10 protein-coding genes are annotated in these 10,923 nt (G+C 69.7%); 8 read left to right on the plus strand and 2 right to left on the minus strand.

Features of this window, described 5'->3' with window-relative positions; all coding sequences use genetic code 11:
• Window position 1: 1 nt before the first annotated feature.
• Both ACLFA2_RS09665 and ACLFA2_RS09670 read right to left on the minus strand, forming a co-directional pair.
• Window positions 2-919, minus strand: coding sequence for a DUF808 domain-containing protein (locus ACLFA2_RS09665; RefSeq protein ID WP_426621183.1), 918 nt, complete (start codon window positions 917-919; stop codon window positions 2-4).
• Window positions 920-1,014: 95 nt separating this feature from the next.
• On the minus strand, window positions 1,015-1,740 hold the full coding sequence (locus ACLFA2_RS09670) for a FadR/GntR family transcriptional regulator (RefSeq protein WP_029260695.1): 726 nt from the start codon (window positions 1,738-1,740) through the stop codon (window positions 1,015-1,017).
• Window positions 1,741-1,869: 129 nt separating this feature from the next.
• Between ACLFA2_RS09670 and ACLFA2_RS09675 the strand changes: the two genes are divergently transcribed.
• The 8 genes from ACLFA2_RS09675 to ACLFA2_RS09710 all read left to right on the plus strand — a co-directional run bounded on the left by ACLFA2_RS09675 (window position 1,870) and on the right by ACLFA2_RS09710 (window position 10,846).
• Entirely contained in the window at window positions 1,870-3,468 is a 1,599-nt protein-coding gene (locus tag ACLFA2_RS09675; RefSeq protein WP_426621184.1) for an ABC transporter substrate-binding protein, read from the plus strand.
• 72 nt (window positions 3,469-3,540) lie between these two features.
• Window positions 3,541-4,497: an ABC transporter permease gene (locus tag ACLFA2_RS09680; protein WP_426621185.1), complete on the plus strand. Its 957-nt coding sequence runs from the start codon at window positions 3,541-3,543 to the stop codon at window positions 4,495-4,497.
• Between the two features lies 1 nt (window position 4,498).
• On the plus strand, window positions 4,499-6,550 hold the full coding sequence (locus tag ACLFA2_RS09685) for a dipeptide/oligopeptide/nickel ABC transporter permease/ATP-binding protein (RefSeq protein WP_426621186.1): 2,052 nt from the start codon (window positions 4,499-4,501) through the stop codon (window positions 6,548-6,550).
• A complete protein-coding gene (locus ACLFA2_RS09690; RefSeq protein WP_021199493.1) occupies window positions 6,547-7,347 on the plus strand; it encodes an ABC transporter ATP-binding protein in 801 nt (266 codons plus the stop codon). Before ACLFA2_RS09685 ends, ACLFA2_RS09690 begins: the two co-directional genes overlap by 4 nt.
• A 16-nt stretch (window positions 7,348-7,363) precedes the next feature.
• Entirely contained in the window at window positions 7,364-8,311 is a 948-nt protein-coding gene (locus tag ACLFA2_RS09695; protein ID WP_426621187.1) for a dihydrodipicolinate synthase family protein, read from the plus strand.
• Complete coding sequence (locus ACLFA2_RS09700) at window positions 8,311-9,246, plus strand: ROK family protein (protein WP_021199495.1); 936 nt, start codon at window positions 8,311-8,313, stop codon at window positions 9,244-9,246. The genes ACLFA2_RS09695 and ACLFA2_RS09700 overlap by 1 nt, the downstream gene beginning before the upstream one ends.
• Window positions 9,243-9,929 carry an N-acetylmannosamine-6-phosphate 2-epimerase gene (locus ACLFA2_RS09705; protein WP_401123896.1) on the plus strand — a complete coding sequence of 229 codons (687 nt, stop codon included), beginning with the start codon at window positions 9,243-9,245 and terminating at the stop codon, window positions 9,927-9,929. The genes ACLFA2_RS09700 and ACLFA2_RS09705 overlap by 4 nt, the downstream gene beginning before the upstream one ends.
• Window positions 9,926-10,846 (plus strand): DUF4862 family protein, encoded by a 921-nt coding sequence (locus ACLFA2_RS09710; protein WP_426621188.1) that lies wholly within the window; start codon window positions 9,926-9,928, stop codon window positions 10,844-10,846. The genes ACLFA2_RS09705 and ACLFA2_RS09710 overlap by 4 nt, the downstream gene beginning before the upstream one ends.
• The last annotated feature ends 77 nt before the right edge of the window (window positions 10,847-10,923 follow it).

Genomic DNA, 10,923 nt, shown 5'->3' on the forward strand with positions numbered 1-10,923 from the left:
TTCAGACGTGCACGTCGGCGGGGGATTCCTCGCCCTCGTGGAAGCTGGGGGTCTTGCCGAACAGGCGGGCGATGCCGAGCACGATCCCGACGACGAGCAGCCCCAGGATGAGACCGGCGATCGCGGAGATGATGGTGTCCACGATCCAGACAACGACCGGACCGAGGCCATGGAGCGCTTCCTCGACGGCGTGCAGCACGTCGACCGGGAAATGCCACCCCACCTCGCCGAGGTTCACCAGCACGAGATGGCCGCCGACCCAGAGCATGGCGACCGTGCCGAGGATGCTGATGAAGCGGAACACCCCGGGCATCGAGCGCACGATCCTGGTGCCGGTGTGCCGCACACGCTGCACCGGGTTCTTCGCCATCTTCAGACCGATGTCGTCGATCTTCACCAGCAGTGCGACAGCGCCGTAGACGACACCCGTCATGAGGAGGGCGATCACGGCGAGGATCGCCAGCGTCGCCCAGATGTCGAGCCCCTTCTCGAGGCTCGCGAGCGAGATGAGCATGATCTCGGTCGAGAGGATCAGGTCGGTGCGCACCGCACCGAGCACGAGCTTCCTCTCATCGCGCGCTCCCTCGTCGGCGTGACCGTGCTGCACGCCGAACCACTCGAGCACCTTCTCGGCGCCCTCGAAGCACAGGTACGCCCCGCCCAGGATCAGCAGATACGGCAGCACCCACGGCGCGAACGCGGTCAGCAGCAGCGCCGCCGGGATGATGATCACGAACTTGTTCGCCAGCGACCCGAGGGCGATCTTGCCGACGACGGGCAGCTCCCTCGCGGGCGTGAGGCCCTGCACGTACTGCGGAGTCACCGCGGCGTCGTCGATCACGACGCCGGCCGCCTTGGCCGACGCCTTCATCGCTGCGCTCAGGATGTCGTCGACGACGGCCAGAAGTCCAACGGACATGGGCGGATCCCCCTCGTGGTGTGCAGTGCGGAGGCAACTCTATCGAGTCGGAGGGGCACGGCTGTCGAGTCGGAGGAGGGATCCGGCCGGCGACCTCAGCCCTGGGATTCCTCCGCCGCGCTCGCGAGCACACGCTGCAGCGGCTGATAGTGCTCGATGACGGCCTGCCGATAGCGTTCGACATCACCCGAACGTGCGGCGTCGAGCATGTCGCCGTGCGCCTTCGCCGTCTTGTGGATGTCGTCGGGCTGAGGGATGCCCAGCTGGGGGAGCACGGCCGTGTGCACATCCCAGAAGGCGCCGACCAGCTGACCGACCAGGCGGTTGCCGATCGCGCCGAAGAGGCGGGTGTGGAACGCGCGGTCCTCGTCGAGGAAGTGCTCCCCGCGCTCGGCCTTGGCGACCATGTCGGCCACCAGGGCGTCGAGCTCGGGGTCGGGGTCGTCCTGAGCGGCGGCCACCACGCGTTCGGCCATCGACAGATCCAGCGCCAGGCGCACTTCGACGACCTCCCGCAGCGCCTGCAGGGATCCCTCCGGCGACAGCACCCCGCGGAACACGAGGGCTTCCACCATCGGGTCCAGCGACATCGGTCCGACATACGTGCCGTGGCCGTGACGCACATCGACGATGTCGAGGGTCGAGAGCGTGCGGATCGCCTCGCGCACGGAGGATCGCGAGACGTCGAGCTCCTCGCAGAGCTCCGCCTCGGTCGGCAGCGGGTCGCCCGGCGTGAGCCCCCGGGTCAGGATGAGCTGCTTGATCTGATCCGCCGTGGTCGAGCGCCGCATGCGTGACGCCCTACTCGTGGTGGACTTCATGGGGCTCCCTCTCGTGCCTGGCAGAAACGCTCCGATCATCTCACTCTTGTGATCTGATCGAACCTGTGTTTAGAGTACATCAGACATCAGATGTCCTCAAGATGTTCCCCCCACCACCCTGGAGCACACATGAACCGACACATCACCCGCCGCCGCGTGGGTCGATTCGCGATGGCGGTCGCCGGCACAGTCGCCGCGTCCGTCGCCCTCGCCGGCTGCGGCGCGGGCACCACCAGCACTCCCGACGAGAGCGCAGCCGCGAGCGAGATCGACCCCGACGGCATCATCGAAGCGGGCATCTCGTACACGCTGAACGGCAGCTTCGACCCGATGGTCGCGTCGGGCGCCGTCACGGTCTCGGCGAACTGGCACATCTTCGAGGGGCTGGTCGACCTCGACCCCGTCACCCAGAAATCTGCCCCCGCCCTCGCCGCCGACCTCCCGACGAAGATCGACGACACGACCTACGAGATCGACCTCCGCGAAGGCGCCACCTTCCAGAACGGCGATCCGGTCACCGCCGACGACGTGGTCTTCAGCTACGACCGCGTGCTCGACCCGAACAACAACTCGCTCTTCCTGTCGTTCGTCGACTTCATCGACACCGTCACCGCGGTCGACGACGACACCGTGCGGATCACCACCGACTACCCGTTCTCGCTGATCAACGACCGCCTCGGTGTCGTCAAGATCGTCCCGAAGTCGGTCGTCGAAGCCGACCCCGAGGGCTTCGCCACCAACCCCGTCGGTTCCGGCCCGTACTCGCTGGTGTCGGCCGTTCCCGAGGACAAGCTCGTCTTCGAGCGCTACGACGACTACAACGGGCCGCGCCCCGCGCTCGCCGCCGGCATGAACTGGAACCTGCTCTCCGACGCCTCGGCTCGCGTCACCGCGATGTCCACGGGCACCGTGCAGGCGATCGAGGACGTGCCGTACATCGACGTCGACGCGCTCGCCTCCTCGGCCGACGTCGACAGCGTGCAGTCGTTCGGCCTGCTGTTCATGATGTTCAACACCAAGGCGGCGCCGTTCGACGACGTCCGCGTGCGCCAGGCCCTGCACTACGCCCTCGACATGGACAAGATCATCGGCACCGGCATGCTCGGCAACGCCACGCCCGCGACCTCGTTCCTGCCCGAGACCTACCCGAACTACCACGAGGCCTCCACGGTCTACACCTACGACCCCGAGAAGGCGAAGGAACTGCTCGCCGACGCGGGCGTCTCCGATCTGTCCATCACCCTGCTCACCACCGACACCGGATGGGTCAAGGAGGTCGCCCCGCTGATCAAGGAGTCCCTCGACGCGATCGGCATCGACACGACGCTCGACATCGGACAGTCCGCGTCGATGTACGAGAAGGTCGACTCCGGCGACTACACGGTGGCCGTGGCCCCCGGTGACCCCTCGGTCTTCGGTGTCGACCCCGACCTGCTCATGAACTGGTGGTACGGCGAGAACGTCTGGACCCAGACCCGCACCAACTGGGCCGATTCTCCCGAGTACGCCCAGCTGCGCACGCTCCTCGACACCGCCGTCCAGCAGGAGGGCGAGGAGCAGCAGAAGACCTGGGACGAGGCCTACGACCTGCTCTCCGACCAGGCCGTGCTCTACCCGCTGTTCCACCGCAAGCTGCCGACCGCATGGAGCAGCCAGGAGCTGGTCGGATTCCAGCCCGTCCCCACCACCGGGCTGTCGTTCCTCGACGTCGGCGTGGCGGCGAAGTAGCCCGCACCAGGGGGCGCGCTCACCCGACGAGCGCGCCCCCTGTCTCTCCCATACCCCCGGAAGGAGCGGCACGTGTCCCACACGCTCCGCCTCATCGGCCGGCGACTGCTGCAGCTGCCGCTGATGATCCTCGGCATCACGTTCCTCGTGTTCTTCGTGATGTCGTTCTCCCCCGTAGACCCGGCGCGCACCGCGCTCGGTGAGACGGCGTCACCCGAAGCCCTCGAGGCGTACCGCGAGGACCATGGCCTCGATCTCCCGCTGTTCGTCCGCTACGTGAACTTCCTGTTCGGACTCGTGCAGGGTGACCTCGGCACCTACTCCGCACGCAGTCTCCCGGTGATCGACGAGGTCGCCCGCGCCTTCCCGGTGACCCTGGCCCTCACCTTCCTCGGGCTCCTCATCGCAGTGATCGTCGCCTTCGTGATCGGCGTCCTCGCCGCCGTCTACCGCGACCGCTGGCCTGATCAGGTGATCCGCGTGTTCGGCGTCGCGGCGCTCTCCACGCCGTCGTTCTGGCTTGCCATCCTGCTCATCCAGGTCTTCACCCTGGGGCTGAACCTGCTGCCGGCCTCCGGGCCGCTCCCGGATTTCTGGAGCGACCCCGCCGGATGGCTCGCCCGCATGACGCTCCCCGCCATCGCGCTCGCCGTGCCGGTGATCGGTCAGCTCTCCCGCGTCGTGCGCACCTCGATGGTCGAGGAGCTCGACCGCGACTACGTGCGCACCGCCCTGGGCGCCGGCATCCCGCGAGTGATCGTCGTCGGTCGCAATGTGCTGCGCAACGCCCTGATCACCCCGGTCACCGTGCTCGGACTCCGCATCGGCTACCTGCTCGGCGGTGCGGTCGTGATCGAGATCATCTTCGCCATCCCGGGAATGGGAACGCTCATCCTCAACGGCGTCACCAACAACGAACCCAACCTCGTGCAGGGTGTGACGCTCGCCGTGGCGCTCGCCTTCGTCGTGATCAACATCATCGTCGACCTCCTGTACGTGCTCATCAATCCTCGAATCCGGGCGGTGTGACATGCGACGCAAACTCACGGAACGTCTCTCCGTTCCCGGTCTCCGCTGGGGCCGGCTGTCCCTCGGATCGATCATCTGCATCGCCGTGCTGGCGATCATCGGGCTGGCGGCGATCTTCGCACCGCTCATCGCGCCCTTCGACCCGCTGGCGTCCGGGACTCCGGTGCAGCCGCCGAGCGCGGAGCACTGGTTCGGCACCGACCGTCAGGGCCGCGACATCTTCTCCCGTCTCGTCTTCGGTGCCCGCTACTCGCTCGTGATCGGCATCGGCGCGACACTCGTCGCGCTGCTGGCTGCCTGCGTGCTCGGGACGATCGCCGCCACGGCCCCGAGGTGGATCTCCGAGACGCTCATGCGCGTCATGGACGTCGTGATGTCGTTCCCCGGCATCGCGCTCGCCGCCGTCTTCGTGGCGGTGTTCGGCAAGTCGCTCCCCGTGCTCGTGCTCACGATCGCGTTCCTCTATGTGCCGCAGCTCACCCGCATCGTCCGCGCCAACATCCTCGACCAGTACGGCGAGGACTACGTCTCGGCCGTGCGCGTGATGGGCGCGGGCACCCCGCGCATCATCGTCCGCCACGTGGCGCGCAACGCCATGGCCCCCGTGCTGGTGTTCGCGACCGTGCTCGTCGCCGACGCGATCGTGTTCGAGGCTTCGCTGTCGTTCCTGCAGGCCGGGGTTCCCGACCCCGAGCCGTCGTGGGGCAACGTGATCGCCGCCGGCCGCAATCTGCTGATGAGCGGCGCGTGGTGGGCGACCTTCTTCCCCGGCATCCTCATCATGCTCACGGTGCTGTGCCTCAACATCCTCTCGGAGGGGATGACCGATGCGATGGTGTCGCCGCGGGCACGCAAGATCACCGCGGATGCCGCGGGCACCGAGGAGTCCACGCACGAGCTCGAGGTCGCAGCGATCCCCGACGACACCCACGTGATCCCCACCGTCGACACAGCGGTGAACCTCTCCGTTCCGAGCGGGGTGCCCGACGCCCTGGTGCCGCGCGCCGAGGCCGTTCCTCTCGCCGAGCGACTGGCCGAGCTCCGTCAGCGCGAGCTCTCGCGCACCGACCGCCTGGTGTACACGGCGGAGGAGAAGCCTCTGCTCGACGTGCAGGATCTGTGCATCTCGTTCCCCCGTCATGGCGACGTGGACGTGGTCGACCACGTCAGCTTCACGGTGCGCCCCGGCGAGACGATGTCGCTGGTGGGGGAGTCGGGCTGCGGCAAGTCGATCACCTCGCTCGCGATCATGGGCCTGCTCGATCCGAAAGCCGACATCCGCGGGCGCATCCTGTTCGACGGCGAGGACCTGCTGCAGATGGCACCCAAGGAGCGCAACGCGCTGCGCGGCCACGACATCGCGATGGTCTACCAGGACGCACTGAGCTCCCTCAACCCGGCGATGCTCATCCGCTCGCAGATGAAGCAGCTCACGTCGCGCGGCGGCACCCGCACCGCCAGCGAGCTGCTGGAGCTCGTGGGTCTCGACCCCGACCGCACCCTCGCCTCGTACCCGCACGAGCTCTCGGGAGGCCAACGGCAGCGCGTGCTCATCGCCATGGCGCTCACCCGGAACCCGCGACTGGTGATCGCCGATGAGCCGACCACGGCCCTCGACGTCACGGTGCAGGCGCAGGTCGTCGACCTGCTCATGCGGTTGCAGAAGGAGCTCGGATTCGCGCTCCTGTTCGTCTCGCACGACCTCGCGCTCGTCGCCGAGCTCACGCACAGGATCACGGTGATGTACGCGGGCCAGGTCGTCGAGCAGGGCACGACCAGAGAGGTGCTGACCCAGCCGGTGCACGAGTACACGCAGGGGCTCCTCGGCGCGGTGCTCTCGATCGAGGCCGGTTCCGATCGTCTTCATCAGGTCTCGGGCGTCGTGCCGTCGCCGCGAGACTTCCCGACGGGCGACCGCTTCGCGCCGCGCTCCAGCGACCCCGCCCGGTACGCGGGCGTCGCCCCGGTGCGGCGGCACATCGCAGGAACCGAGCACTACTACTCCGCGCATCCCGACGATGCGCCCGTCGAGCCGATCGGAGCAGGACGATGAGCGAACCCGTCATCGAGCTCAAGGACGTGCACGTCCGCTACAAGACCCGTGCCTCCTCGCTCTTCCGGCCGCAGTACGTGGATGCGCTTGCGGGGGTCTCGCTCACCGTGAAGCGCGGGCAGACGCTCGGCATCGTCGGCGAGTCGGGGTCGGGCAAGTCGACCTCGGCCAAGGTGCTCATCGGCCTCGAGAAACCCACGAGCGGGCAGGTCGTGTTCGGGGGAGAGCCGGTGCGATCCTTCACGCCCGCCGTGCGCAGACGACTCGGCCGCATCCTCTCCGTGGTGTTCCAGGATCCGGCGACCGCCCTGAACGCGCGGATGACGGTGCGCGATGCGCTGCTCGACCCGATGCAGGTGCACCGCCTCGGCAGCCCGTCGACCCGGAGCCGAAAGGTGCGCGACCTGATCGGTCTCGTCGGACTGCCGGCATCGGCCCTGGACGCCCTGCCCAGCCAGCTCTCGGGTGGCCAGCGCCAGCGTGTGGCGATCGCCAGGGCGCTCGTGCTCGACCCGCAGGTGATCGTCGCCGACGAGCCCACCTCGGCGCTCGACGTCTCGGTGCGTGCCCAGATCCTCAATCTGCTGACCGACCTGAAGGATCAACTCGGCCTCGGGATGGTGTTCATCTCCCACGACATCCAGACCGTCCGCTATCTCTCCGACGAGATCGCCGTGATGAACAAGGGGCGCGTCGTCGAGTTCGGCGATGCGGCCCGCGTGTTCGACGCGCCCTCCGACGAGTACACCAGAACGCTGCTGGGCGCTGCGCCCTCGCTGCTCGAACCCCACCACTGAAACGACCGGAACACACATGTCTGCTGCCTCTCCCGCCCCCGTCTTCGCGGGCGTCGTCCCGCCCGTCGCCACCCCGCTGCTCGAGGACGGATCGATCGATCACGTCTCCCTCTCCCGCCTCGTCGACCGTCTGGTCGCCGAGGGGGTGTCAGGACTGTTCGCGCTCGGCTCCACCGGCGAGACCGCGTACTTCACCGACGACCAGCGCGTCGAGCTGCTCCGCACGATCGTCGCCGCGAACGCCGGTCGGGTGCCGGTCATCGCCGGCGCGATCGAGCTCACGGCGCCGCGCATCATCGAGACCGCCCGCCGTCTGATCGATGCCGGCGCCCAGGCGATCGTCACGACGGCTCCGCTGTACACGCTGAACTCGGCAGCCGAGGTCGCCGACCACTTCCGCACCATCGCGGCGGCCATCCACGCCCCGCTGTGGGCCTACGACGTGCCGGTGCGCGTGCACTCCAAGCTCGGCATCGACCTGCTCGTGCAGCTGGGCACCGAAGGGGTCATCCACGGCGTGAAGGATTCCTCGGGTGACGACGTCTCGTTCCGGCGCCTGATCGCGGCGAACGATGCCGCAGGGGGTCCGCTGCAGCTGCTCACCGGACATGAGGTCGTCGTCGACGCCATGGCCCTCGCCGGTGCCGACGGCGTGGTTCCCGGGCTCGCGAACGTGGAGGCCGCGGGGTACGTGCGACTGTGGGAGGCCGCGAAGAGCGGCGACTGGGAGACGGCTCGGGCCGAGCAGGAGCGCATCAACCGCCTGTTCGACATCGTGTTCCAGCCGAAGGGCCTCTCGGGTGATGCGACCGGTGTCGGCGCGTTCAAGGCGGCCATGCACGCCCGTGGCATCATCGATCACGCCACGATGGCGAACACCGTGCAGGCGCTCGACGTCGACGCGGTCGCCCGCATCCGCGACATCCTCGACGAGCTGCATCTGCTCCCGGTCGCCGTCGGCTGATGGGCGAGGTCGTCCTCGCCGTCGACATCGGCGGCACCAAGACGGCCGCGGCCCTCGCCGACCGCGACGATGCACTGCTGCGGACCGAGGTGGCCGCGACGCCGGCGGCCCAGGGGCCGGTGGCGGTCGTCGCCACCGTCGTCGCGCTCGCCGGACGTCTCCTCGCCGGCAGCGGGCTGCGCCTTTCGGGCGTCGGCATCGGCACGGCCGGGGTCGTGGATGCCGGAACCGGGACGATCGTTTCCGCCACGGATACGTTCGCGGACTGGCCGGGTACACCGCTGGCCGCACTCGTGCGCTCGGGACTCGGTGCGCATCTGCTCCCCGACGCTCCCGTCGCCGTGCAGAACGACGTCGACGCGCACGCGGCAGGAGAGCATCGACACGGTGCCGCGGCCGGGGCGGCGAGTGCGCTCGTCGTCGCGGTCGGCACCGGTGTCGGTGCAGGAGTCGTGCTCGACGACAGGGCCGTGCGGGGTGCGCATCACGTCGCGGGGGAGATCGCGCACCTGCCGGTGCCGGGAGCCGCACACCTGCGCTGCCCCTGCGGGCGCTTCGGGCACCTCGAGGCCATCGGCTCCGGCATCGGGATGCATCGGCACTTCCGGTCTCTCGGAGGCGATCCCGGCATCACCGATGCGCGGGGGGTCGCGATGGCAGCTGCGGCCGCGGACCCCATCGCCCGCCGGGCCCTCGACGAGTCGGCCGCGGCGGTGGGTCGGGCCCTCGCGGGGGCGGCGACGCTTCTCGACCCTGAGCGCATCGTGGTCACCGGGGGCGTGCCGAACATCGGTGAGTCCTGGTGGCTTCCGATGCGCGCCGCCTTCCACGCCGAGGCGATCGATGCGCTGCAGAACACCCCCATCCTGCCGGGCACGCTCGGCGACGACGCACCGCTGCGCGGAGCCGCGGCATCCGCCTGGAGGCGACCATGAGATTCACCGACACCCTCGAACGACTGCGGGGTGGACTGATCGTCTCGTGCCAGGCCTACCCGGGTGAGGCCATGCGCGACCCCCGCACGATGGCGCAGGTCGCGGCGTCCGCCCTGGCCGGAGGAGCAGCCGGAATCCGCGTGCAGGGGCTCGATGACATCCGCGCGACGGCACACCTCCCGGTTCCGATCGTGGGGCTGTGGAAGGACGGCGACGCCGAAGTTTTCATCACTCCGACGCTCCGGCACGCTCAGGCCGTGGCCGACGCGGGCGCCGACACCGTCGCGATCGACGGGACGCGGCGCCCGCGCCCGGACGGGCTGACGCTCGCGGAGACGATCGCGGGCCTTCGCGCGCACACCGACGCGCTGATCATGGCCGACTGCGGCTCCCTCGACGACGCGATCGCCGCCGAGGCCGCCGGCGCCGATATCCTCGGCACCACCCTGTCGGGATACACCGGAGAGCGCCCGAAGACCACCGGGCCCGACCTGGAGCTCATCGCGCTGATCGCCGCCCGTTGCCGCCGCCCGATCGTCGCCGAGGGGCGCGTCCACACACCCGAGCACGCCGCGGCCGCGATCGCCGCCGGGGCGTTCTCGGTGTGCGTCGGCACCGCCATCACGCATCCGTCCACGATCACCACCTGGTTCGCCGATGCCGTCGCAGGGGCACGCGCATGACCGCGCCCATCCTCGTCAGCGCGTACCCCGCCTCGCCGGCGCACGTGCACTGGGATCCGGTGCTCGAAGGCGCGCTGCTGCCCGCGCTGTGCGCGCTTCCCGGGGTCGCCGGACTCGAGGTGCCGTGGATGGGGCGCCTGCATCCGCACGATGACGCCTGGTTCCTCGCGAACGTGCCGGCCGTGCCGCTCGCCGTCACCCCGATCCCGTTCGTCATGGGGCGCGTCGGGGCACACCCCGGGTATGGCCTCGCCTCGGCCGATGAGGAGGGGCGCGCGGCGGCGGTCGCCGATCTTCGGAGGGTCGCCGCCGACGTCGCGCGCATCGACGACGAGAGCGCCGCATCCGTCGCGGTGGTGACGGTGCACTCCGCGCCGCGAGCGACGGCCGCCATGGAGCCGCTCGTGCGCTCGCTGGGGGAGGTCGCCGCGCTCGACTGGTCCGGCGCGCGCCTGGTCATCGAACACTGCGATGCGTTCGTGCCCGGCCGGGTCCCTGAGAAGGGTTTCCTGCCCTTGGACGCCGAGATCGCCGCGATCCGCTCGTCGGGACTGCCGATCGGAGTGTGGCTCAACTGGGGGCGTTCCGCGATCGAGCTGCGCGATGCGGATGCCGTCACCGCGCAGATCGCGGCGGCGGCGGCGTCCGGCCTCCTCGTCGGCCTGGCGTTCTCAGGGGCCGCCCCGGTGCAGAGCCCGTATGGCCACCCGTGGAGCGATGCGCACCTGCCGATCGCCTCGACCCACCCGGAATCCGCTTCGCTCCTCGACGACGCGCACGTCGCCGCAGCGCTCGCCGCTGCGGGCGACGTCGAGTGGTTGGGGCTGAAGACGGCCCGCCGCCCCGACGACACCACCGCGGCGGATGCCCTGCGCACGGTCGCGCGGAACCTCGAGGTGGTGCGCGCCGCGGGCTGACCGGAGGGAACGGCGGCAGCCGTCGGCGCGGTGTCGTCGACGGCTCGCCGCGCGAGCCCGGGGAGTCGAACGCCGCT

The organism is Microbacterium sp. As-52 (genome assembly GCF_049949185.1).
Taxonomy (GTDB): domain Bacteria; phylum Actinomycetota; class Actinomycetes; order Actinomycetales; family Microbacteriaceae; genus Microbacterium; species Microbacterium maritypicum_A.

Coding starts and splice junctions, on each gene's coding strand:
- ACLFA2_RS09665 (WP_426621183.1), bottom strand. CDS start 919: ATGTCCGTTGGACTTCTGGCCGTCGTCGACGACATCCTGAGCGCAGCG.
- ACLFA2_RS09670 (WP_029260695.1), bottom strand. CDS start 1,740: ATGAAGTCCACCACGAGTAGGGCGTCACGCATGCGGCGCTCGACCACG.
- ACLFA2_RS09675 (WP_426621184.1), top strand. CDS start 1,870: ATGAACCGACACATCACCCGCCGCCGCGTGGGTCGATTCGCGATGGCG.
- ACLFA2_RS09685 (WP_426621186.1), top strand. CDS start 4,499: ATGCGACGCAAACTCACGGAACGTCTCTCCGTTCCCGGTCTCCGCTGG.
- ACLFA2_RS09690 (WP_021199493.1), top strand. CDS start 6,547: ATGAGCGAACCCGTCATCGAGCTCAAGGACGTGCACGTCCGCTACAAG.
- ACLFA2_RS09695 (WP_426621187.1), top strand. CDS start 7,364: ATGTCTGCTGCCTCTCCCGCCCCCGTCTTCGCGGGCGTCGTCCCGCCC.
- ACLFA2_RS09700 (WP_021199495.1), top strand. CDS start 8,311: ATGGGCGAGGTCGTCCTCGCCGTCGACATCGGCGGCACCAAGACGGCC.
- ACLFA2_RS09705 (WP_401123896.1), top strand. CDS start 9,243: ATGAGATTCACCGACACCCTCGAACGACTGCGGGGTGGACTGATCGTC.
- ACLFA2_RS09710 (WP_426621188.1), top strand. CDS start 9,926: ATGACCGCGCCCATCCTCGTCAGCGCGTACCCCGCCTCGCCGGCGCAC.